21 protein-coding genes are annotated in these 22,031 nt (G+C 59.8%); 14 read left to right on the forward strand and 7 right to left on the reverse strand.

Annotated features, from left to right (window positions below):
• Positions 1-147 precede the first annotated feature (147 nt).
• Together GHO32_RS03650 and GHO32_RS03655 are read left to right on the forward strand one after the other, a co-directional pair.
• On the forward strand, positions 148-1,206 hold the full coding sequence (locus tag GHO32_RS03650; protein ID WP_153332992.1) for an aromatic ring-hydroxylating dioxygenase subunit alpha: 1,059 nt from the start codon (positions 148-150) through the stop codon (positions 1,204-1,206).
• Positions 1,203-2,153, forward strand: coding sequence for a PDR/VanB family oxidoreductase (locus GHO32_RS03655; protein ID WP_153332994.1), 951 nt, complete (start codon positions 1,203-1,205; stop codon positions 2,151-2,153). Before GHO32_RS03650 ends, GHO32_RS03655 begins: the two co-directional genes overlap by 4 nt.
• Here the strand turns inward: GHO32_RS03655 and GHO32_RS03660 are convergent.
• The 3 genes from GHO32_RS03660 to GHO32_RS03670 all read right to left on the reverse strand — a co-directional run bounded on the left by GHO32_RS03660 (position 2,150) and on the right by GHO32_RS03670 (position 5,694).
• Positions 2,150-2,863, reverse strand: a complete 714-nt coding sequence (locus tag GHO32_RS03660; protein WP_048370210.1) for a GntR family transcriptional regulator — start codon at positions 2,861-2,863, stop codon at positions 2,150-2,152. The two genes, GHO32_RS03655 and GHO32_RS03660, sit on opposite strands and share 4 nt — an antisense overlap.
• 148 nt (positions 2,864-3,011) lie before the next feature.
• Entirely contained in the window at positions 3,012-4,238 is a 1,227-nt protein-coding gene (locus GHO32_RS03665) for an OprD family porin (protein ID WP_123748948.1), read from the reverse strand.
• A gap of 124 nt (positions 4,239-4,362) precedes the next feature.
• Positions 4,363-5,694, reverse strand: a complete 1,332-nt coding sequence (locus tag GHO32_RS03670; protein ID WP_153332996.1) for an MFS transporter — start codon at positions 5,692-5,694, stop codon at positions 4,363-4,365.
• 549 nt (positions 5,695-6,243) lie between these two features.
• Here GHO32_RS03670 and GHO32_RS03675 point away from each other — a divergent pair.
• Positions 6,244-7,455 (forward strand): MFS transporter, encoded by a 1,212-nt coding sequence (locus tag GHO32_RS03675; RefSeq protein WP_153332998.1) that lies wholly within the window; start codon positions 6,244-6,246, stop codon positions 7,453-7,455.
• A 7-nt stretch (positions 7,456-7,462) separates the two neighbouring features.
• On the opposite strand, the gene nikR is transcribed toward GHO32_RS03675, so the two are convergent.
• Positions 7,463-7,879, reverse strand: a complete 417-nt coding sequence (nikR, locus tag GHO32_RS03680; RefSeq protein ID WP_153333000.1) for a nickel-responsive transcriptional regulator NikR — start codon at positions 7,877-7,879, stop codon at positions 7,463-7,465.
• A 91-nt stretch (positions 7,880-7,970) separates the two neighbouring features.
• Here nikR and nikA point away from each other — a divergent pair, with 91 nt between their 5' ends.
• The 6 genes from nikA (at position 7,971) to GHO32_RS03710 (ending at position 15,110) form a co-directional block, all read left to right on the forward strand.
• The gene (nikA, locus tag GHO32_RS03685; protein ID WP_368668373.1) at positions 7,971-9,545 is read left to right on the forward strand and encodes a nickel ABC transporter substrate-binding protein; all 1,575 of its coding nucleotides are present in this window, start codon (positions 7,971-7,973) and stop codon (positions 9,543-9,545) included.
• Positions 9,546-9,548: 3 nt separating this feature from the next.
• The gene (nikB, locus tag GHO32_RS03690) at positions 9,549-10,490 is read left to right on the forward strand and encodes a nickel ABC transporter permease subunit NikB (RefSeq protein WP_153333002.1); all 942 of its coding nucleotides are present in this window, start codon (positions 9,549-9,551) and stop codon (positions 10,488-10,490) included.
• On the forward strand, positions 10,487-11,332 hold the full coding sequence (gene nikC, locus GHO32_RS03695; protein ID WP_153333004.1) for a nickel ABC transporter permease subunit NikC: 846 nt from the start codon (positions 10,487-10,489) through the stop codon (positions 11,330-11,332). Before nikB ends, nikC begins: the two co-directional genes overlap by 4 nt.
• Complete coding sequence (locus GHO32_RS03700) at positions 11,329-12,102, forward strand: ATP-binding cassette domain-containing protein (RefSeq protein ID WP_153333006.1); 774 nt, start codon at positions 11,329-11,331, stop codon at positions 12,100-12,102. Before nikC ends, GHO32_RS03700 begins: the two co-directional genes overlap by 4 nt.
• On the forward strand, positions 12,099-12,887 hold the full coding sequence (locus GHO32_RS03705) for an ATP-binding cassette domain-containing protein (RefSeq protein WP_153333008.1): 789 nt from the start codon (positions 12,099-12,101) through the stop codon (positions 12,885-12,887). Before GHO32_RS03700 ends, GHO32_RS03705 begins: the two co-directional genes overlap by 4 nt.
• A gap of 108 nt (positions 12,888-12,995) precedes the next feature.
• Positions 12,996-15,110: a TonB-dependent siderophore receptor gene (locus tag GHO32_RS03710; RefSeq protein WP_153442774.1), complete on the forward strand. Its 2,115-nt coding sequence runs from the start codon at positions 12,996-12,998 to the stop codon at positions 15,108-15,110.
• Between the two features lie 50 nt (positions 15,111-15,160).
• Here the strand turns inward: GHO32_RS03710 and GHO32_RS03715 are convergent, their stop codons facing one another.
• Complete coding sequence (locus tag GHO32_RS03715) at positions 15,161-16,033, reverse strand: alpha/beta fold hydrolase (RefSeq protein ID WP_153333012.1); 873 nt, start codon at positions 16,031-16,033, stop codon at positions 15,161-15,163.
• Between the two features lie 172 nt (positions 16,034-16,205).
• Here GHO32_RS03715 and GHO32_RS03720 point away from each other — a divergent pair, with 172 nt between their 5' ends.
• A complete protein-coding gene (locus GHO32_RS03720) occupies positions 16,206-16,796 on the forward strand; it encodes an ABATE domain-containing protein (protein WP_153333014.1) in 591 nt (196 codons plus the stop codon).
• Between the two features lie 34 nt (positions 16,797-16,830).
• Here the strand turns inward: GHO32_RS03720 and GHO32_RS03725 are convergent, their stop codons facing one another.
• Positions 16,831-17,283 (reverse strand): carboxymuconolactone decarboxylase family protein, encoded by a 453-nt coding sequence (locus tag GHO32_RS03725; RefSeq protein ID WP_153333016.1) that lies wholly within the window; start codon positions 17,281-17,283, stop codon positions 16,831-16,833.
• A 122-nt stretch (positions 17,284-17,405) separates the two neighbouring features.
• On the opposite strand from GHO32_RS03725, the gene GHO32_RS03730 reads away from it, so the two are divergent.
• Positions 17,406-18,824 carry a PLP-dependent aminotransferase family protein gene (locus GHO32_RS03730; protein WP_153333193.1) on the forward strand — a complete coding sequence of 473 codons (1,419 nt, stop codon included), beginning with the start codon at positions 17,406-17,408 and terminating at the stop codon, positions 18,822-18,824.
• Positions 18,825-18,849: 25 nt separating this feature from the next.
• Here the strand turns inward: GHO32_RS03730 and GHO32_RS03735 are convergent, their stop codons facing one another.
• A complete protein-coding gene (locus tag GHO32_RS03735; protein WP_153333018.1) occupies positions 18,850-19,539 on the reverse strand; it encodes an HAD-IA family hydrolase in 690 nt (229 codons plus the stop codon).
• Between the two features lie 464 nt (positions 19,540-20,003).
• Between GHO32_RS03735 and GHO32_RS03740 the strand changes: the two genes are divergently transcribed.
• From GHO32_RS03740 to GHO32_RS03750, 3 genes are all read left to right on the forward strand, one after another.
• Positions 20,004-20,240 (forward strand): short-chain dehydrogenase, encoded by a 237-nt coding sequence (locus GHO32_RS03740; RefSeq protein ID WP_368668382.1) that lies wholly within the window; start codon positions 20,004-20,006, stop codon positions 20,238-20,240.
• Between the two features lie 292 nt (positions 20,241-20,532).
• Complete coding sequence (locus GHO32_RS03745) at positions 20,533-21,072, forward strand: sigma-70 family RNA polymerase sigma factor (protein WP_153333022.1); 540 nt, start codon at positions 20,533-20,535, stop codon at positions 21,070-21,072.
• Positions 21,065-22,024 carry a FecR family protein gene (locus tag GHO32_RS03750; protein ID WP_153333024.1) on the forward strand — a complete coding sequence of 320 codons (960 nt, stop codon included), beginning with the start codon at positions 21,065-21,067 and terminating at the stop codon, positions 22,022-22,024. The genes GHO32_RS03745 and GHO32_RS03750 overlap by 8 nt, the downstream gene beginning before the upstream one ends.
• Positions 22,025-22,031 lie beyond the last annotated feature (7 nt).

Raw genomic sequence — 22,031 nt, forward strand, 5'->3', positions numbered from 1 at the left:
TGGATCCACTAAATTCACACCGCACCCAATTTTGTGTTCGTTAATCGCCTAAAACGACTGCTATTCACTTATTACAAATTGACTCACCCAAGACCAATCCCGCCTAATGGATCCATAAAAGCAATAACACCTGATCTGGAGATTGGTATGTATCCAAAAAATACGTGGTACGTCGCCTGCACCCCCGACGAAATTGCCGACAAGCCGCTGGGTCGGCAGATTTGCGGTGAAAAGATGGTTTTTTATCGCGGCCTGGAAAACAAAGTCGCGGCCGTCGAAGACTTTTGCCCGCATCGTGGTGCCCCGCTCTCGCTGGGGTATGTCGACAACGGCAACCTGGTGTGCGGCTACCACGGTCTGGTGATGGGTTGCGACGGCAAGACCGTCGAGATGCCCGGCCAGCGCGTTCGCGGCTTCCCCTGCAACAAGACCTTTGCCGTGGTCGAGCGCTACGGGTTTATCTGGGTATGGCCTGGCGAACAGGACAAAGCCGACCCCGACTTGATCCATCACCTGGAGTGGGCCGTCAGCGATGAATGGGCCTACGGCGGCGGGCTGTTTCATATCGGCTGCGACTACCGCCTGATGATCGACAACCTGATGGACCTGACGCACGAAACCTACGTGCACGCGTCCAGCATCGGCCAGAAGGAAATTGACGAAGCCCCGCCCGTGACCACCGTCGAAGGTAACGAAGTGGTCACCGCCCGGCACATGGAAAACATCATGGCCCCGCCGTTCTGGCGCATGGCGTTGCGCGGCAACAACCTGGCCGATGATGTACCGGTGGACCGCTGGCAGATCTGCCGTTTCACACCCCCCAGCCATGTGCTGATCGAAGTCGGCGTGGCCCATGCGGGCAAAGGTGGTTATCACGCCCCGGCGCAGGCCAAGGCCTCAAGCATTGTGGTGGACTTTATCACCCCCGAAACCGACACCTCGATCTGGTACTTCTGGGGTATGGCACGCAACTTCAACCCGCAGGATCAAGCGCTCACGGCGACGATCCGTGAGGGTCAGGGCAAGATTTTCAGTGAAGACCTGGAAATGCTCGAACGCCAGCAACAAAACCTGCTGGATCACCCGCATCGCGCCTTGCTCAAGCTCAATATCGACTCGGGCGGCGTGCAGTCGCGTCGCGTCCTGGAACGCATCATCGCCAGCGAACGTGAGCCCACCGAAAGCGTGGTGAGGATCCAGCCATGATCGAAGTTCAGGTTGTTTCGCGCAAAACCGAAGCCCATGGGATTTGCAGTTATGAACTGGCCCGTCTCGATGAAAGCCCCCTGCCCGCTTTCAGCGCAGGGTCGCACATTGACGTGCACTTGCCCGACGGGCTGATTCGCCAGTACTCACTGTGCAATCACCCGGATGAACGCCATCGCTACCTGATTGGCGTGCTCAAGGACCCGGCCTCACGCGGCGGGTCTCAACACCTGCACGAGCAGATCAATACTGGCGACCGCCTGCAGATCAGTGAGCCACGCAACTTGTTCCCGCTGGTCCACGAAGCCCGGCGCAGCCTGCTGTTTGCAGGCGGCATCGGCATTACGCCGATTTTGTGCATGGCCGAGCGCCTGGCCCACAGCGATGCTGATTTCGAGTTGCACTACTGCGCCCGCTCCAGCGACCGCGCCGCTTTTGTGGAGCGCATTCGCCACTCAGCGTTCGCGGACCGCGTGTTCGTGCATTTTGATGAACAACCCGAGACGCTCATGAACGCCTCCCAAGTGCTGGCCAACCCGCAACCGGATGTACATCTCTACGTGTGCGGCCCGGCTGGTTTTATGCAACACGTACTGGACAGTGCGCGCACCCAGGGATGGGCAGAAGACCGCTTGCACCGCGAATACTTCGCCGCCGCAGCCATCGACAGCAGCCACGATGGCAGCTTTAGTGTCAAAGTTGCGAGCAGCGGCCAGATCATCGAGATCCCGGCCGACAAAACCGTGGTGGCGGTGCTGGAAAGCCATGGCATCGACATCCCCATGTCGTGCGAACAAGGCGTGTGCGGCACCTGCCTGACCAACGTGCTGGAAGGCATACCTGACCACCGCGACCTGTTCCTGACCGAAGAGGAGCAAGCGTGCAACAACCAGTTCACGCCCTGCTGCTCACGCTCTAAATCGCCGCTGCTGGTGCTGGATATCTAGTCGGCACGCAAAATCACCCGCATCCGCTCACTGGCCACTGCCGAGCTGAAAATCTCGGCATAGCGCAACGTGGCATTGGCGTGCTCGCGCATCATGGCTTCAGCGCGAGCACCCTGGCCATTGACCAGCGCATCGAACACCGAATGGTGCTGCATGTGCGCGTAATTGAAGCGTCGATACTCGCGGGCCATGTCTTTACGATCAACCGCCAGTGCCGTCACCGAGGCAAACGGTAAATGATCATTGCGCGCCAGCGCATCGGCAATTGCCGGGTTGTGGCTACCCTCAATAATCACCTGATGAAAGCGCATGTTGAGGTCGTGATAGGCCTCAAGGTCATCTTCGGTCACAAAGCCTTTATCGAACAGCTCGTCGCCTTGCAGCAGGCACAGCTCAAGGGCTGCCCGGCCTTCTGGCGAAAGCCCGCGCTCAGCGGTCAGACGCGCCGCTAACCCCTCAAGCACCCCGCGCACCTCGACGGCACCGGCGATGTCATTGGCACTGACCGAGCGCACCTGAAACCCGCGACCGCCAAAACGCACGAGCAAGCCTTCTTGCTCCAGCGTACGAAACGCCATGCGCACGGGCATGCGTGAGACACCGAACAGTTCAGCGGTAGGGATTTCCATCAGACGTTCGCCTGCGGCCAGCTCGCCCGAGGCAATCATTTTGCGCAGTGCAATCAGCACCAGTTGGCCGGGCTTGCTCATCCAGGCGACTTCCAGAAAACAGGGGGCCAACATAGTAGCCCAGATCGACCTCAAAACCCTGTAGGAGCGAGCTTGCCTCGCGATCTTTTCAACATCAACAGATCGCGAGACAAGCTCGCTCCTACAGGGCGGGTTGAGTGCCGGGGTATTACATCGACAACGGGTAGCTGATGATTACGCGGGTTTGGTCAAAGTCGCTGTTGAAGGTGCGCCGGTTGGTCGAGTTGTTGACCCGCAGGCTGAGGTTTTTGAAGCTGCCGCTTTGAACGGTGTAACCGATCTCGGTATCGCGCTCCCATTCCTTACCGTTGGTGCCTTGCTTGGTGGTGGCGTTGTCACCGTGACCATATCGCACCATTGCCAATAAGCCCGGCACGCCCATGGCGGCAAAGTTGTAGTCGTAACGCGCTTGCCACGAACGCTCGTCCGCGTTGCTGAAGTTGCCGTTGAACATGTCGTTGCCCAGGGTTCGCCCGCTGCTGCCGTACACCGACATCCAGTTGGTATCACCACTCACTTTCTGCAAGCCGAGGTACAGCGTGTGCCCGCCAGTCGCTGCAGAAAGCAAGCCGTACGCCGTGCGGCTGCTGACGTTGCCGATGCGCGCGCTGCCGTCATCCTTGTCGATGAAGTAGCCCAGGTTGGCACCCAGTACCCAGTCACCCACCGGCTGCTTGTGCAGCAGGTTAAAGTAGCTCTGCTGGTAGATGTCTTTGAGTTGCGAATGCCAGACACCCACCTGGGTACGCTGCTCGTTGAAGCGATAGTCTGCCCCGGCATAGTTAAAACGGTCAGACGTCACGCCCGGTGCCGCCCACGTCGACAGCTCTTGCATGTCCGAAGAGTTACGCAGGCTGACCTTGCGGTATTGACCGGCCTGTACCGCCAGCCCTTCGATTTCTTTGGACACCAGCATCGCCCCGCGGAAGGTTTGCGGGAGCAGGCGACCATCGTCATAGCGCAACACCGGCACGTCCGGCATCAGCTCACCGACTTTGATTTCAGTGGCCGAGAAGCGCATTTTTGCCGCCACCCCGGCACGGCTGAAATTGTCTGCAGCGCGCCCATTGCTGCGCACCGGCAGCAGCTCCGAACCACTGGCCTCGCGGCTGCTGTCGAGCTTGACGCCGAGCATGGCAATGCCATCCACCCCGAACCCGACGACGCCTGGGGTAAAGCCCGAACTGAACTTGAGGATAAAGCCTTGCGCCCACTCATCGACCTTACTTTTGGTCGCGCCAGGGTCTCGAAAGTCACGGTTGAAGTAGTAGTTGCGCAACAGCAGATCCGTGCTGGAATCTTCAAAAAAGCCTTGATCCTGTGCCATGACAGGGGCGCACAAGGTCAACGACAACAAGCCAATGGTGTTCTTCATTATTATTGTTCTCCGTTTTTTGGACGCAGCCGCTCCCCGCAGCTGAAAAAGCCCGCCCAGCTCTGGTTGAGATGTAGGTGTGGAATGTGCCCGGCCAGGGCCGGGCATTAATCAGCGCCCGAAATCAGGCTGCCGAAAGCACCGGCTGCGCGGTAGGAGCGCCCGGTTTGAGCAGCAACAAACAGCCTGCTGCGATCACGAATACGATGGCGAACACCCCGTACAAGTGCAGCGGTTGCCAGCCGCCATCGAGCAGAAAACCGGCCACGATGGGCGACAGGATCGCGCCGATCCGGCCAATCCCGATGCCCCAGCCCACGCCCGTGGTGCGCACCGAGGCGTCATAAACGATCGGCGACAGCGCATACAGCCCGGCCACGCAGCCGTTGGAGAACATCCCGATCAACAGGCCCAGGCCCAGCGCCGCCATGACCGAAGAGGCCGAGCCGACAAACAGCACCAGCAAGCCCGCCGTCACCAGCATGAACAGCGACAACACCCGTGTCAGCGGCCAGCGCGAGGCCAAACCACCGACCAGCGCGGCGCCAAAGATCCCGCCCACGCTCAACAGCACGCCGCCGGTGATGCCCTGCTGCGCAGAAAGCCCGGCAGACACCAGCAACTTGGGCGTCCAGCTCATCACGAAGTAGAAGCCAAACATCACCAGGAAGAACAGCGTCCAGATCAACAACGTGGTGCGGCGCAGTGCCGGCGTCAGCAGCATGGTAAAGCCCTTGCCCTCGCCTGCCACGCTCGCCACCACGGGCGGCATTTGGCTCAAGGTCGGCAGCCCCATGCGCTGGGCCAGACGGTTGATACGTTGCAAGGCGGTTGCCGGGCGACGGGCCAGCAGAAAGTCCAGCGACTCCGGCAGCCACAGCAGCACCAGCGGGATAACCGCAAAGGTCACGATGCCGCCGAACAGAAACACCGAACGCCAACCCCAATGCGACAACAACCACACAGCGATCAGGCCGCCCAGCGTGGCGCCCAGGGCATAGCCGGTGGACTGCAAGCTCACCGCCAGACCGCGCCAGCGCTTGCTCGCGTACTCACTGGCAATCACGTTACTGCTGGCCAGAATGCCGCCAATCCCCAGCCCGGTCAGGCCGCGCAGCAGCGCCAATTGAGTGGGCGACTGGCTCATCGAAGACAGCAGCATGCCAACGCCGGAAACCACCAGGCACAGCAGGATCAATGGACGCCGACCGATGCGATCCGCCCAGGGAGCGATAAACAAAGAACCGGCGGCCATGCCGAACAAACCGGCGCTGAGCAGCATGCCGATTTGCGCCCCGCTCAACGCCCACTCGGCCGATACCGAGGCGGCGGTGAAGGCCATCACCAGCACATCGAAACCGTCGATCATGTTGAGCACAATGCAAATTCCGATGGCGAGCCATTGGAAAGAACTCATCGGGCCAGTGTCGACAGTGGTTTTCAGATCGATAGCCATGCGCGTGCCTCCTGCCCGGACATCACCGAAGCAAAAGAGCCGCATAACACGGCGTGACTCACAGGCATAAAGCATGCAGAACCCAGGCGGTTCTTTGCCCTTGCGAAGGCTTTCATGACGAGACCCTTTTTGTAGTTTTTATGGGTAACGGTCAGGGGCGAGACCCCGGACATCACCTGGCCGCTAGTCAACCCGTTAATGGATCCATAGACAAGATGAGGGCCGGGGCGGGACAGGGCAAAACGTCTCTATTAAACTTTTCAAATAACAAATATTTGCTTATTTATCAGATAGTTAGACGCTAACAACATGACCGATATTACTGTGCGATTATCGATCACCATCCGTTCTCTGTAGGAGCGAGCTTGCCTCGCGATCTTTTAAAAGATCAAAAGATCGCGAGGCAAGCTCGCTCCTACAGTCGTTAATTGTGCCCATTGTTTAGAACATCCCGACCTCAGGATCCAAAGGTTTGGATCCTGTGTGGCCGGACAAGTCTGGTATTAAGCACTTCACAATAACAATCGCCGTCCAAGGACTCCCTCCCCCATGTCATCTTCTGCACCTGCCACCCGCACTTCCAACGGCGTGTTCGGCCTGTTTTGTCTGGGCAGTTACTTGTTGTCCGTGTCGTACGGCACAACGTTTTTGTTGGCCATGATGCTCAGCGCCCACGGTGGCAGTGAGTCCGATGCAGGCACGATTATTTCGGCGGCCATGGTCAGCACGTTTGCTGCGGTGATTTTCTCCGGGCACCTGACCGATCTGTTCGGCGCGCCCAAATCCATTGCGGCAGGCGCCGTGCTGCTGGCCGCCGCGTGCCTGGGCTTCGCCAATGTGCAGACGTTCGGCGTCGCGGCTCTGTTGTTCGGGTTGCTGCTGGGCCTGGGTTGGGGGGTGTTTTACACCTTGGGCCCGATCATCGTGGCAATGATTATCGAACCCGCGCGCCGGGTTAAATATTTTGCCCTGCTGTCGGGCAGCATGATGACCGGCATCGGCACCGGCCCTTTGCTCGGTCGGGCCAGTGAAGCGCTGGGCTACCCAGTCGAAACCGCGTTTATCGCGGCCACCGTCGCCAGCTTGCTCGGCGGCCTGGCGTTTGTCCTGATCGGCCCGAAAATCAAGGAGCAAAGCGCAATTGTCGGCCCGGTCAGCGTGTGCAAAATCACACCGCGTGCGGCTGTAACGGTGCTGCGCTCAAAAGCGCTGTTCGCGATTGTCATGGTCGGTTTGGGCGGTGCGATTTTCGGCGGATTGTCGAGTTTTCAAACCTCTTACGCGACGCTCAATCAGCTGGACTATTCGCTGTTCTTTCTGGGCTTCATGAGCGCCGCGATTTCCTGTCGACTGTTCATCGCGAGCTTTATCGTCAAGCGCGACCCGTACTGGATGGCCTGTGCATTGACCGCCATGATCGTGCTCTCGGTACTGATGTTCATGTTCAGTGTCACTTCCAGCGCAACCTATGTGCTGGCGGCGGTGACGCTTGGGGTGGGTTACGGGCTGACCTATTCAGTGATCAACGGGCTGGCCGCCAACGAAGCACCCGCCGGGCATACGTCGCAATCACTGGTGCTGTTCAGCCTGGCGTATTTTGTCGGGGTGTTTGGTTTCCCATGGCTGGCCGGGCACATCATCGTCAGTTACGGCATCCCGACCCTGCTGTCGATCATTCTGCTGATCGCGCTGTGCAACTGGTCAATCACTGCGGGCCGTCTGTTGTGGCGCACACGGACCGCCACGTGCGCCAATGCCTGATCACGGGTCACTGTTCAGCGACGAGCGCCTCCAGCGGAATGATCTGCGCGCTGCCATGGCGCACGCCACGCTCGGCCATGACCTGACGCGCCAGCGCTGAAACCTCCCCTACTGCGCCCTTGAGCACCGAGACCTCCATGCATTTGCCCTCGTCGAGGTGCACATGCAGGGTCGACAAGGTCAGGTCGTGGTGTTCATGAAACGCGTTGTTCAGGCGCTTGGACAGCTCCCGCGTGGCGTGATCGTAGACATAACTCAAGGTCGCCACACAGGGCGCCTCGGGGTTGCCTGCCGCCTGTTCCAGCAAGCCGGCACGCAACAAATCCCGGATGGCTTCGGAGCGACCTTGATAGCCGTGCGCCGCAACCCGCTCGTCAATGACGGTCAGCAAGGCATCGTCCAGCGAAATTGTGACCCTTTGCATTAAATTTGCCTCGCAGTTATGAGCTTTTTACATAGACTTCACACCCAACGCGTGAATAGGCTACTGGCCATCAATCATTGGGAGACGCAGTGTGAAGCAGTCAAGTGTGAAAAAACAGCTTGCCCTCTGGATCATGGGCGCCTGCCTGAGCACCGGCACAATCCCGGCCTACAGCGCCACTGCCGCCCCGACCCTGACCTATTCATGGCCCACCAATGCCGGGCCGCTGGACCCCAGGGGCTACTCGCCAAACCAGATGTACGCCCAGGCCATGGTGTATGAGCCCTTGGTGCGTTACACCGCCGAGGGCACGCTCGAACCGTGGCTCGCCACACACTGGAGCGTCTCGCCTGACGGCAAAACCTACACCTTCACCCTGCGTGACCATGTGCAGTTCAGCGATGGCAGCCCGTTTAATGCGGCCGCAGCCAAGGCCAACCTGGATGCGGTTTTGGCCAATGCCAAACGCCATCAGTGGATGGAGCTGGTCTCGACCCTGGAACGCGTTGAAGCCCCCGACGAGCACACCCTGGTGTTGCACCTCAAGCACCCGTACTACCCGACCCTGATGGAGCTGGCGCAAGTGCGCCCGCTGCGTTTTGCCGCGCCCGACGCCAAACCCGGCACATCGGTCGGCACCGGGCCGTGGGTGTTGGCGCAAACCCGACGCGGCGAGTACGACCGTTTCGAGCGCAACGAGCATTACTGGGGAGCCAAACCAGCCTATGGCGCAGTGCTGGTCAAAGTGATTTCAGACCCGGACAGCCGCGCCATTGCCTTGCAAACCGGCGAACTGGACCTGATCCAGGGTGCCGAAGGCGAAATCTCCCCCGGGACCTTTGTACGGCTACGCGACGCCGGTTTCAAAACCGCCATATCCGCGCCGCTGGCCACCCGCACGGTGGCGATGAACACCGGACAGGCGCCGACGAACGAGTTGGTGGTACGTCAGGCCATCAATCAGGCGGTAGACAAAGACACCATCATCGCCAAGGTGCTGCACGGCCTTGAGCCGCGTGCCGACGCGCTGTTTTCCAGCAACATGCCCTACGCCAACATCGGCCTTAAAGCCTTGCCTTATGACCCCGATCACGCCCGGCAAGCCCTCGACGCTGCGGGCTGGAAAATACCTGCCGGTAAAACCGTCCGGGTAAAAGACGGCCAGCCGTTGAGCACCGAACTGGTGTTTCTGGGCACCAGCGCGCTGCAAAAAAGCCTGGCAGAAATCATTCAGGGTGAGCTGGCCAAGGTCGGCATCGAGATCAAGTTACGCGCCGAAGAAGAAGGCTCATTGGTGCAGCGCCAACGCGAGGGCCGCTTCGGCATGATCTTCGCTGATACCTGGGGCGCGCCGTACGATCCGCACTCGTTTGTAAGCTCCATGCGCTACCCGGGACATGCCGATTACATGGCCCAGCGCGGGCTGCCGATGAAGGATCAGATCGACCACACCATAGCCGAGGTACTGGGGCAAACCGACGAAAGCAAACGTGCCGAAGGTTACCGCGAGATCCTCACCACGCTGCATGACCAAGCGGTGTACCTGCCGGTGTCGTACCTCACAGCCATCAGTGTCAGCGCCAAAGGGGTTGATAACGTGCAGTTCGGCAGCACGCTGTTTGACGTGCCGTTTGAAGCCATGCGCCCTGCCACCGGGAAGCCTTGAGCCATGCTGCGTTATATCGTTTTGCGGCTTTTGCTGCTGGTTCCGGTGTTGCTGGGGGTGTCGTTGATCGTCTTTGTCCTGCTGCACCTGGGCAATGGCGACCCGGCGCTGGATTACCTGCGCCTGTCACAGATCCCGCCCACCGACGCGGCGCTGGCCGAGGCGCGGCATGCCCTGGGCCTCGACCGGCCTTTGGTTGAGCAGTACGTCAGTTGGCTATGGAACGCTGTGCATCTGGATTTCGGCACGTCGTATATCACCGGGCGCCCGGTACTGGATGACGTGCTCTATTACCTGCCCGCCACCTTGCAACTGGGCGGTCTGGCGTTGCTCGTGACCTTGCTGATGAGTATTCCGCTGGGCCTGGCGGCAGCCCGCTGGAAAGGTCGCTGGCCCGATCAAGTGGTGCGTTTCATCACTTTTATCGGGGTGTCGATGCCGAACTTCTGGCTGGCTTTTTTGCTCATCGCCCTGCTCTCGCTGTGGCTCGGCTGGCTGCCGCCCATGGGCCGTGGCGGCCCACAACACTTGATCATGCCGGTGCTGGCGATTGCCCTGATGTCGATGTCGATCAATGCCCGCCTGCTGCGCGCCAGCCTGCTCGATGTGCGCCAGCAGCGGCATGTGTTCTATGCCCGGGCCCGCGGCCTGAACGAGCGCCGGGTTTGGCGCGACCATATTCTGCGCAACGCCTGGATGCCATTGGTCACCGCCACCGGCATGCACGTTGGCGAGTTGTTGGGCGGTGCATTGGTGATCGAAACCATATTCGCCTGGCCCGGTATCGGCCGTTTTGCGGTGAGCGCGGTGCTTAACCGCGACTTCCCGGTGATGCAATGCTTCACCTTGCTGCTCACCACGCTGCTGGTGCTGTGCAACCTGGTGGTCGACATCTGCTACGCCTGGCTCGACCCGCGCACGCGTCTGTCGGGGGTGATGGCATGACTAGCGTGAACACTGTGTTGGCAGGTAAAAAAAGCGGCCTGCGTGTCGGCTATGTACTGGTTGCGCTGCTGCTGATATTCGCTTTATTCGGGGCCTGGATCGCGCCCTACGACGCCACCCTGGTCAACCTTGACGACCGTTTGCTCCCCGCCAGTACCAGCCATTGGTTGGGCACCGACCATCTGGGCCGTGATGTGCTGTCGCGGTTGATTGTCGGCACGCAATGGTCGCTGGGCAGCGTGGTGCTGGTGTTGGGTCTGGTGCTGATCTTGGGCGTAACCATTGGCGGCATCGCCGGGATTGTTGGCGGCAAGGTCGACATGTTTTTGATGCGCCTATGCGACATGTTCCTGACCTTCCCGACCCTGGTGCTGGCGTTCTTCCTGATTGCCCTGCTAGGCACCGGGCTGACCAACGTGATTATCGCCATCGCCCTGTCGCACTGGGCCTGGTATGCGCGCATGGTGCGCGGCATGGTACTGGCCCAGCGCAACCGTGACTACGTGCTGGCTTCCCGGCTGTGCGGGGCTTCACGTCTGACCCGCCTGCACCAACATGTGATGCCCAACGTGGTCGGGCAGTTGCTGGTACTGGCGTCGATGGACATCGGCCACATGATGCTGCACGTCTCCGGGCTGTCCTTCCTCGGCCTCGGGGTCAGCCCGCCGACGCCCGAGTGGGGCGTGATGATCAACGACTCCAAGGAATTTATCTGGACCCACCCGCAACTGTTGCTGTGGCCGGGGCTGATGATTTTTATCTCGGTGATGGCCTTCAACCTGCTCGGTGACGCCTTGCGCGACCGGCTCGACCCCAGCGTACTGGCGGAGATCAAGGAATGACCCGGACCCTGAGCATTCAAGGCCTGTGCCTCAAACATCAGCAACGCACATTGGTGGACCAACTCGACCTGACGCTCAAGGCTGGCGAGGTACACGCACTAGTGGGCGCCAGCGGCTCGGGCAAGTCCCTGAGCTGCCTGGGCATTCTCGACCTGCTGCCTCCCGGCGTGCACAGCCAGGGCGGCACGCTGCGTCTGGACGGCCACGTGGTGCAACCGGCACAGTTGCGCGGGCGCGAGGCCGCGCTGGTGCTACAAAACCCGCGCAGCGCTTTCAACCCAGTGCGCTCATTGCGTCAACATGCCCTGGAGACACTTGGCAGCCGAGGATTGCGCGGGGGGCACGCCGATCAATTGATTCTCGACACCCTCAACGAAGTCGGCCTCAACGATGGGCCGAGGGTGCTCGATTCTTTTGCTTTCCAGCTCAGCGGCGGCATGTTGCAACGCTTCATGATTGCCCTGGCGTTGCTCGCGGACAGCCACTTTTTGTTGGCCGACGAACCCACCAGCGATCTGGATGTTGTCGCCCAGGCACGCTTTCTCGACTTGCTGGAGCGCTTGGTCGCAGAGCGAAACCTCGGAGTGCTGCTGATTACTCATGACATGGGCGTGGTCGCGCGCTGTGCCGATCAGGTGTCGGTCATGGCCCATGGGCGCATCGTCGAACAGGCCGATGTCCACACCCTGTTCAACACCCCGCAAAGCGAAGAAGCACGCACGCTGCTGGCCGCGCACCATGCATTGACTCTGGAGACCTGCACGCCATGACGCTTATTCAGGTATGCGATCTGAACCATGGTTACACCGCTGGCGGAATGTTCAGCAAACGCCACCGCGTGCAGGTGCTCAAAGGCCTGAACCTCGACCTGCTCGCGGGCCAGAGCCTTGGCCTGCTGGGCGCAAGCGGCAGCGGTAAAAGCACCCTCGCCCGCTTGCTGATGGGCCTGGAAACACCCGTTCAAGGCAGTGTCCTGTTCGAGGGCCAGACGTTAGAGGGGCTGAACCCGATACACTTTCTGCGGCGGGTGCAAATGGTCTTTCAAGACGCCATCAGTGCCTTCAACCCCCAGCGCAGCATTGGCTGGAGCATTGCCGAGCCGCTGCGCCATCTTTCGGACATGCACGACGAAGCCATCCAGGCCCGCGTGGAGCGCCTGTTGCTGCAGGTCAAACTGTCGGCCAGCGACAGTGACAAGTTGCCAGCGCAACTCAGCGGCGGCCAGTTGCAACGCGCCGGTATCGCCCGGGCGCTGGCAATTGACCCGCAGATGATCATCCTCGACGAAGCCCTGTCCAACCTTGACCGGGTATTGCAGGTGCAAATACTCGACCTGCTGGCTGACGTGCGACGCGAATCTGGCACCGGTTTTTTGCTGATTACCCATGACCTGAGCCTGGTCCGGCGGTTTTGCCAGCGGGTGGTGGTGCTGGCCGATGGCAAGCTGGTCGAAGACCGCGAGGTCATCCCCGGCATGCGCTTCGAACACCCGGCGGCACGCACCCTGCAAGAGGCGGTATTGCCGGCCATGCCGTCCAAAGTCCGCGCCAGCTAAATACAAATGGTAAAGATTTGTAAATAGAAATGATTTGCATCCGTATAGATGTAAAACTTTGTAACCGATTTCGGCTACGCAGTTCCACATCCGGAGTACTCGCAGATCATGCACAAACTGTTCACCCTGCCGACGTCAGCACTGACGTTGGTTGCTTTAGGTATGTTCAATCACGCTTTCGCCGCTCAAGGCGCAGTCGACCTGCCCGCCACCACGGTCAATGCTGCTGACACCGAAGAGGACTCGCCTGAGGGCTATCAGGGCAAACCCAGCGTCACCACGACCCGCCTCAACCTGACGGCACAAGAAACCCCGCAAGGCGTTACCAGCATCAAGCGTGAGCAACTGGATGACTTCAAGCTCAACAGCATTCGCGATGTACTGGACAGCACGCCGGGGGTGAATGTGCAGAAGGTCGAAACCGACCGCACCTACTTCACCGCGCGCGGTTTTGACATCACCAACTTCCAGTACGACGGCATGGGCATGCCGCTGAACGGAGGATTACTGGTGGGCGATATCGACATGGCGCCCTACGAGCAAGTGGACATTCTGCACGGCGCCAACGGCTTGATGAGCGGCACCGGCAACCCGTCAGCCACGGTCAATTTTGTGCGCAAACGGCCGACGGCTGACACCCAGGCCACCGTCAGCGTCAGTGCCGGTTCGTGGGACAAGCGCCGGGTTGACTTGGACGTTTCCGGGCCGCTGACTGACTCAGGCAATGTGCGCGGCCGTTTTATCTACGCCAATGACACGGGCAACTCCTACCTCGACCGCTACTCCCGGGAAAAGAATATTCTCAGTGGCCTGCTGGCCTTCGACCTGACCGACAGCGACACCCTGACCGTCGGCATCGAAGACCAGAAGTCCAACTCCAATGGCGCCAGTTGGGGCGCGCTGCCGCTGGCCGATGCCAACGGCAACCCGATCCACTATCACAGCACCCGTTCGAATATTTCCCAGCCGTGGGTGTATTGGGACGTGCACACCACCCGCGCCTTTGCCGAGTGGGAACACCGCTTCGAGAATGACTGGAAGTCGACGCTGACCTTGACGGCGATGGAACACCGTGAAGACACCAACATGTTCTACGTCTACAGCAACAGCGCGTCGGCCACCGGCTATACCGGCCTGGCTTCCAAGTACAAGGACGATACCCGCGAGCTGGATGGCGATCTGTCTTTCAGCGGCCCTTTCAGCCTTGGCGGGCGTGAGCATCAATTGACCTTCGGCGCCAACATCGCGCGCTCGCACACCCAGGAAACCTCGTTGTACGGCACTTCGTCGTACTACACCTCGGTGTCGTTGCAAGACGCCCTGAACGGCGATATCCCCAAGCCGACGTACAACATTGCTACAGACGCCGCGACCTCCAACTACACCGATCGGCAAAAGAGCCTCTATGCCGGGGCGCGCTTCAACCTTACCGATGACCTGCACCTGATCACCGGCGCACGCATGCTCAGCGCTGACAGCGATGGCGAAAACTACGACACCGCCCGCGATGTGAGCATTCATGGCAAGGTCACGCCTTACGCCGGGGTGATCTTCGACCTGAGTGAGCAATACTCGGTGTACGCCAGCTACACCAAAATCTTTAACCCGCAGTACAACCTGAACACCCAGGGCAAGGTTATCGACCCGCTGGAAGGCAAGAGTTATGAGGCCGGGATCAAGGGCCGCTTGCTCGACAATAAACTGAATGTCACGGCAGCGGTGTTCCACACCCAACAAGACAACGTGGCGACGTATGCCGGTTACAACCCCGCACTGGGCGGCTATGTGTACGATGGCGAGTCGTACAAGAGCAGCGGCATTGAACTGGAGGCGTCGGGCGAACTGGCCCCCGGCCTGCAAGTCAGCGGCGGTTACACCTATGTGTACATCACCAACGCTGATGATCAGCGCGGCAACAAATTTATCCCGCGCAATGCGCTGACCTCCTCCATGACCTACCAATTGCCGATGGCGCCCAAGGTCAAGGTCGGTGGCAGCCTGAAATGGCAAAGCAAGGTCGAGAACGACACCACCCCGGCCGCCAGCCAGGATGCCTACGCGCTGGTGGGCCTGATGGCCAGTTACCAGATCGACCCGCACTGGAGCACCCAACTGAACCTCGACAACCTGACCAACCAGAAGTACCTGGACAGCGTGCGCTACGCCCAAAGCAACTTTGGCGACCCGCGCAACGTCACGGCCTCCGTGAGCTGGAAGTTCTAAAAGCACCCGGCAGGTTTGCCTTTGCTGGCAAGCCTGCCGGGCTTCAAGGCTCAACCCCGTGGCAGCACCGCCAAAATCCGCTGGGCGATGTGCTCGGCGTGGGTTTCCAGAGCAAAGTGGCCGGTGTCCAGCAACTCCACCACCGCGTTGGGGTTATCGGTTTTATAGGCGTGAGCCCCCGGCGGGATGAAAAACGGATCGTGCTTGCCCCAAATCACCAGCGTCGGCACCTGGGCAGCCTTGAAAAACGCCTGAAACTGCGGGTACAGGGTCAAGTTGTTGCGGTAGTCGAGAAACAGGTCCAGCTGGATTTCGTCATTGCCCGGCCGCTGCATCAACAGCAGGTCCAGCATCCATGACTCCGGGGCCACCCGTTCGGGCTTCTCAACGCCGTGCAGATACTGATAACGCGTGCCTTCCAGGCTCAGTACCGCGTTGCGAATCACCTCGCGATTAGCCGCTGTCGACTCGGCCCAATACGCACGAATCGGCGCCCAGGCATCGCCCAACCCTTCCAGATACGCATTGCCGTTTTGCGAGACCAGCGCACTGACCCTTTTGGGGTGCGCCATGGCCAGACGGAAACCCACCGGTGCGCCGTAATCAAACACATACAGCGCATACCGCGTGAGTTTCAACGCATCGACAAAATGCCCCAGGGTAATTGCCAGGTTATCGAAGCTGTAGCGATAGCCCCGCGCCTCAGGCACTTCGGTGAAACCGAAGCCTGGCAAATCCGGCGCTATGACCCGATAGTGAGCCGCCAGCCACGGGATCAGGTTGCGGAACATATGCGATGAGCTGGGAAAACCATGCAGCAACAACATCACCGGCGCCGACGGGTCACCGGCCTCGCGATAGAACACACGAACACCATCGGCCTCAATGTGTTTATAACGCACCTCGGGGTTTGAATTGGGCATACAGACGCTCCTAAAGTAACCATTAAAATCAAATATTCGGGTTAGCTTTTAAAAAGCTGCGCCCAAATCAGTAACCTGTCAAATTAATTATTATGGTTACACGATCCGATTTGGTAACTACCCAGATCACTCATTAACGGTTACGATAGCCCAGCTTTTTCGAGGACCGACTATGAGCGCCACCCCCGCTACTACACCGCTTGAGCCGTATGTGCTGGCCGATCACCCCGTGCTGGACATGCTCAACACCCGCGCGAATATCGAGGCCGTACCCGTCGACTTTTGGCAAAGCGATGCCGACGTCAAGCGCTGGCTCGTGCGTCTTGAATGGTTTGCGCCGGGGGAAATACCCGAGTTTGAGGAAGGCGCCCTGCTGACAGCCGCAAGGTATCTGCGAGAAGTGATCCGTGATCTGTTGGAGCAACGCAAGGCGGGGCAACAAGGGGATCCCGCTGCGCTGAACAGCTTTTTGCGCAAGGCGGTGAGTTACCCGCAACTGGCCTGGAATGAAGCGGGCGAACTCAGCCTGCAACGCCTGCACAAACAGCAAACGGCGGAACAGTTTCTGGCGCCGATCGCTGAAGCCGCCGCCGACCTGCTGGTGAATGCCGATGCCGAGTTGATTCGCACCTGCGAACACCCGGACTGCGTGCTCTGGTTTTATGACCGCACCAAGGCCCACAAACGCCGTTGGTGCAGCATGGCGCTGTGTGGCAACCGCCACAAAGTGGCTGAATTTCGTAAACGCAAACTGCAGCAATAGCGAGTACGCCAAGGGCGCACTCGCCAATTTCAGCTCACCCTTTGGCAGCCGTCGGCACCATACGGAACGCCACGCCCAATCGGTTGTAAGCATTCATCAGGCTGATGGCATAGGTCAGTTCAGCCAGCTCTTTGTCGTTGAACTCGGCGGTTACCGCGTCATAGTCAGCCTGAGGCACGCCGGTCTGCTCAACCCGGGTGACGCTTTCGGCCCATGCCAGTGCTGCTTGCTCGCGGGCGGTAAACAGCGACTGGGCTTCGTGCCACACCGGCACCAACAGCAGCTTGTCGACAGTCATGCCCAGTTTGAGCAAGTCACGCGAGTGCAAGTCGATGCAGTAACCGCAGCCATTTATTTGCGACACCCGGAGGAACACCAGGTCGATAAGCATTTTGGAGAGATCGCCGTTTTGCAGTGCAACGTGCACACCGCCGAAGGCTTTGAAGGCTTCAGGGGATGCTTTGGAGTAGTCGATACGCGTGCTCATGGTCTGCCCTTGCATTGATAAGTGGAGTGGCGCCATAGTGCGGTTTCTTGGCCCTGTCACAAAGGGCCATGATTCAGCTCCATGGCTGGACCATGATTGTGCTCACCCGTGCAGGCCTCACCATGCAAACCTCTGTCCCCAGCTTATCGGCGCTTGACCCCGGCTCCAGCGAGCCGATTTACCGTCAGCTCTATTGGCGCTTTCGCGAAGCCATCAACGCCGGCCTGCTCAAGCCGGGTGACCGCGTGCCCGCTGCCCGCGCATTGGCCAAAGAATTGGGGCTGGCCCGTGGCACCATCGACAACGCCTATTCCCTGCTCACCTCTGAAGGCTACCTGGTGGCATGTGGTCAGGCCGGTACGCGAGTGGCTGACGGCATTAGCGGCACAAGCTCTTCGCCCCCCACTTCTGCCGTTGCACAAGCCGCGCCCCATCAGGCGATCCGCCAACAGTCGGCTGTGCTGCCGTTTCAAATGGGTGTGCCGGCACTGGATGCCTTCCCCAGAAAAATATGGGCGCAAATCGGCGCCCGTTGCGTGCGCGGCACACAGCCCCAAGACATGGCCAACCCCTCGGTCTATGGCCTGCAGGCGCTGCGCGCAGCAATTGCCACGTACTTGCAGGTGGCGCGCGGCATCGCCTGCTCACCGGCTCAAGTTTTTGTCACCGCAGGTTATCGGGAGACGCTGTCGCTGATCACCCACACCTTGCTCAAACCTGCCGACCGCGTGTTAGTCGAAGACCCTGGCTATCCGCCGACCCGGCGCCTGTTGCAAAGCCTGCATATCACGCCGGTGGCGGTGCCCGTTGATCAAGACGGCCTGCGGGTTTCAACGGCGCTTGAAATCGGCCATAACGCCCGCGCCGCCATCGTCACTCCCGCGCATCAAAGCCCGCTGTGCGTGTCGCTTTCGTTGCCACGGCGGTTGGCGTTGCTGGAGTGGGCGAGCCAGCAAAACGCCTGGATCGTCGAGGACGATTACGACGGCGAATACCGCTACGTCAGCCGCCCGCTCCCCGCCCTCAAGAGCCTGGACCGTGAAGGTCGCGTGCTCTACAGCGGCACGTTCAGCAAGGTGTTGTTTCCGGGCATGCGCCTGGCCTATGTGGTCGTGCCTGCGGCGCTGGTTGATCGTTTTAAGGAAAGCTGTAAGACCTTCCAGGGCGGCTGCCCGGAATTGAATCAGGCCATCGTCGCAACATTTATGGCTGAAGGGCATTTCGGGCGCCATATCCAGCGCATGCGCAAGCTCTACAGCGAGCGTCGGGCGATGGCGGTGAACGGGCTTAACAGCGTGCTTGGCGATCGAATTCAAATTGACGCCAACCCCGGCGGGATGCACCTCATTTTGCGGCTCAACGCCTCCTGCGCGGACAGCCTGATGGTGCAACGCATGCGCGAGGCCGGGCTGTTTGCCGAAGCGTTGAGCGAATGGCACCAAGGTGCGGACAAGCCTTCGGGGTTGCTGCTGGGCTTCGCCAATATCGACTCGCTGGCCAGCGCTCAAGCGCTGGGCCAACGTATCCTGGCGTTGATGTAACCGCCGTGTCGATTCAGCTCGCCTATCAGCGCAACGACGGCAGACCGTAGGCGCCCAGATCAAACTCTGGCAACTGGCGAATAATCAGGTCCGCGTGGTGGTATTTACTGTCGGGCATGGCGGCATCGGGTACAGCAATGGCAGTCATGTTGGCGGCCTTGGCGGCGGTTACGCCAAACGGCGAATCTTCAAATACCAGACAATCTTGCGGTGCAACGCCGAGGCGGCGGGCAGCGGTCAAGAAGATGTCGGGCGCGGGTTTGGCGGCGCCGACCTCAGGGTCATCGGCCGTCACGATAGTGTCGAACAGCGCAAACCACTCGCGATGCAACGTGGTTTTGTGGCCAAAGCCGCTGCTGGTTGAACTGGTGCCCACGGCAATCGGAATGTTGTGCGCCTTCAAATGCCGCACCAGGGCTTCAGCCCCCGGCATGGCGAGGGCCTTGGAAAAGTACTCAGCCATCAGCGGCTCGCGCGCCTTCAGGAACTCTTGCCAGGTAATCGGCAGATCCAGCGCTTTGACAATGTACTCAGCCAGATCCTGGGCACCGCGCCCGATGATGTGCTGCTTGATGCTCCAGTCATACGTACGGCCATAGCGTTCGACGACGATCTGCGTGACTTCGGAGTAAATGCCTTCGGTATCCAGCAACAAACCGTCCATATCAAAAATCACGGCCTTGATCGGACCGACAACAGTACGCGGTGTATTCATCACAACAGATCCTTGGTAGAAGGCGAAAGGATTGCAGCACCTTAACTGGCCGGCTTGCCTGAATGCCAGTGGACACCCGTATTTCATTCACGGTGCAGGAGAGGCCGCCCCGTCTACAGAGGTCGTGTACGCCCAAAAAATTGCGGGATGTTTCGCACAGCTTTGCCAATTGCTGAGGCTGCAGTACGGCGCCTATAGTCAGCGCTCGCCCAAATGGGCGACCGGGTTTGGCGACTTGGCGTAATAATTTTTGCAGTACGGTTGTTGTATTTGGCTAAGCGTGTATTTTGCTCGCTGTGCTTTATGGCAGCTGTGCGTGGGAGATCTTCGGGTCTGCCGGGTTTTGCTTAAATTTACCGGTTCGCCAACCCGCGTACAGCGGCCACCTGTTTTCGTTTGGCGACGAAAACAGATGGCTTAATCCGTGAAATTTAAGAGATTCATCCACGACTAATTCAGCGTACATCCCGCTTACTGCCATCGACTGCACCATCCCCGCCTTGCTCATCGGCCGCAACGCCCCGCTCGACGTCTTGCACGCTAACGCCGCCGCTCGCGTACTGGCGGTAACCCAATTGATGGAAACCTTCTCCAGCCGCGACGTCCTCGACCTCAAACAACTCGCCGCCACCGCCATGATCTTGCTGCGCGACGGCTGCGACCTGCTCAACGTCTTGGGCTGGCGCTTACAACCAACCTGACCCGGCCACTGTAGGAGCGAGCTCGCCTCGCGATCTTTTGATCTGGCTTGTGATCTGGTTTTTGATCTTGATCTACCCGCCCCTTCGGGAGGCCGAGTGGAGGTTTCGCGCAGTGGGTCTCCCGGCATAGATGCCGACGCAAGGCCTTTCAAGATCAAAAGATCGCGAGACAAGCTCGCTCCTACCGTTGGATGGTGGTTGGGGTATTCCCACACAAACAACGGTATTGATAATTACTCTCAATTAAATTAACGTCGCCGCGCTTTCAGGCTCATCACTTTTGAGTTCACCCTTGAACGACTCCAACGCCAGGCTGCAACTCTATCTCGAGCATCGCATCGCTTTGATCAACTACGCCAAGGTGGTCGTGGGTGATCACGCGCGCGCTGAAGATGTGGTGCAGGATGCCTTTTTGCGCTTTTGCGCCAGTAATGAAGAGGTCGTCGAGCAACCCGTGGCGTATCTGTATCGCATCGTCCGTAATCTGGCCCTGGACGCCGTTCGCCGCCAGGCCGCAGAGAAACGTCAGCAGCAGTCGCCGCCACAATGGATGCGCCCCGGTCACGAGTTGTCGCCCGAGCAACGGGTGGTGCACAGTGATGACGCCAGCCGTATTGCTGCTACGCTGGCCAGCCTGCCCGAGCAAATGCGCATCGCTGTAGAGATGCATCGCCTGGGTGGTTTCACATTGCAGCAAACCGCCGATCATCTCAACATCTCGCTTTCCAGCGCTCATCGCCTGGTCAAGGATGCCATCGTTCACCTGGCCTCAAGCGTCGCCACCCACGACTCTGGCCACAGCGCGCACAGTAAGGAACGCCCGTATGCATAACGCCCCCCTGCCCCGGACTGTCTCGGCGCAAAGCCTGGAAGACGCCGGCCAGTGGATGCTGGACCTGCAACAGCAACCCGAGCGTTTCGAGGAGTTCGATCGCTGGCTGCACAGCCACGAGGAGCACTTTGAGGCCTGGGCGCAGGTCAATCGTGCGTGGGAAGCCCTCGGCTCGCACTCCCCAAGCACCGAGCAACAATGGCCGCAGGCGCCTGCGAACGTCACAACGATAAAACCGCGCCCACGCCTTCCGCTGCTGGCCGCAGCCTGCATTAGCGCTTTGGCGGTGTGCGCAGCGCTGGTGCTGAGCCCGAACTGGCGGACGGATTACAGCACCGGGACCGCGCAGACCCGTGAGGTCACCCTGAGTGACGGCAGCCGCCTGACCCTGGCGCCGCAAAGCGCGATTAACGTGAGCTTCGACGATCACCAGCGCCAGGTCACGCTGGTGCAGGGCGAAGTGTTTTTCGACGTGGCGCATGACGCCAGCAAACCGTTTGAAGTGCGCAGCGAAGAAGCCGTGATCAGGGTCTTGGGTACCGCCTTCGATGTGGCACAGCGCCAAGCTGGCCTGAGTGTCGAGGTGCGCGACGGCACTGTCGGGGTCAACAAACAGTACCGGCTGGGCGCTGGTCAGCGTTTGTGGATCGACCGCAACACCGGCAACGCCACGCAATCTCTGGTCATGCCCGCTGAAGTCGCGGGCTGGATCAAAGGCGCGCAGTTTTTTGAAAATGCCAGCGTTGCCCAAGTGGTGGAACAACTCGACCGCTACCAGCGCGGCTGGATCGTGATCAATGATCCGGCCCTGGCCAACAAGCGCGTCACCGGCCTGTATGACATGCGCGATACCCGGCGCGCGCTGCAAGCATTGGTCGCGCCGATTGGCGGTGAAGTGCGTCAATACTCGCCTCTGCTCACGGTCATTGGCACTGCCAAAAAAGCTAAATGAAAAATAT

Origin of the sequence: Pseudomonas sp. FSL R10-2189 (assembly GCF_009600325.1) — a bacterium.
Lineage (GTDB): Bacteria > Pseudomonadota > Gammaproteobacteria > Pseudomonadales > Pseudomonadaceae > Aquipseudomonas > Aquipseudomonas helleri.

Coding starts and splice junctions, on each gene's coding strand:
- GHO32_RS03660 (WP_048370210.1), bottom strand. CDS start 2,863: ATGAGCAAGCCCGGCCAACTGGTGCTGATTGCACTGCGCAAAATGATT.
- GHO32_RS03750 (WP_153333024.1), top strand. CDS start 21,065: ATGCATAACGCCCCCCTGCCCCGGACTGTCTCGGCGCAAAGCCTGGAA.
- nikC (WP_153333004.1), top strand. CDS start 10,487: ATGACTAGCGTGAACACTGTGTTGGCAGGTAAAAAAAGCGGCCTGCGT.
- GHO32_RS03705 (WP_153333008.1), top strand. CDS start 12,099: ATGACGCTTATTCAGGTATGCGATCTGAACCATGGTTACACCGCTGGC.
- GHO32_RS03700 (WP_153333006.1), top strand. CDS start 11,329: ATGACCCGGACCCTGAGCATTCAAGGCCTGTGCCTCAAACATCAGCAA.
- nikB (WP_153333002.1), top strand. CDS start 9,549: ATGCTGCGTTATATCGTTTTGCGGCTTTTGCTGCTGGTTCCGGTGTTG.
- GHO32_RS03710 (WP_153442774.1), top strand. CDS start 12,996: ATGCACAAACTGTTCACCCTGCCGACGTCAGCACTGACGTTGGTTGCT.
- GHO32_RS03675 (WP_153332998.1), top strand. CDS start 6,244: ATGTCATCTTCTGCACCTGCCACCCGCACTTCCAACGGCGTGTTCGGC.
- GHO32_RS03725 (WP_153333016.1), bottom strand. CDS start 17,283: ATGAGCACGCGTATCGACTACTCCAAAGCATCCCCTGAAGCCTTCAAA.
- GHO32_RS03665 (WP_123748948.1), bottom strand. CDS start 4,238: ATGAAGAACACCATTGGCTTGTTGTCGTTGACCTTGTGCGCCCCTGTC.
- nikR (WP_153333000.1), bottom strand. CDS start 7,879: ATGCAAAGGGTCACAATTTCGCTGGACGATGCCTTGCTGACCGTCATT.
- GHO32_RS03650 (WP_153332992.1), top strand. CDS start 148: ATGTATCCAAAAAATACGTGGTACGTCGCCTGCACCCCCGACGAAATT.
- GHO32_RS03715 (WP_153333012.1), bottom strand. CDS start 16,033: ATGCCCAATTCAAACCCCGAGGTGCGTTATAAACACATTGAGGCCGAT.
- GHO32_RS03720 (WP_153333014.1), top strand. CDS start 16,206: ATGAGCGCCACCCCCGCTACTACACCGCTTGAGCCGTATGTGCTGGCC.
- GHO32_RS03730 (WP_153333193.1), top strand. CDS start 17,406: ATGCAAACCTCTGTCCCCAGCTTATCGGCGCTTGACCCCGGCTCCAGC.
- GHO32_RS03670 (WP_153332996.1), bottom strand. CDS start 5,694: ATGGCTATCGATCTGAAAACCACTGTCGACACTGGCCCGATGAGTTCT.
- GHO32_RS03655 (WP_153332994.1), top strand. CDS start 1,203: ATGATCGAAGTTCAGGTTGTTTCGCGCAAAACCGAAGCCCATGGGATT.
- GHO32_RS03735 (WP_153333018.1), bottom strand. CDS start 19,539: ATGAATACACCGCGTACTGTTGTCGGTCCGATCAAGGCCGTGATTTTT.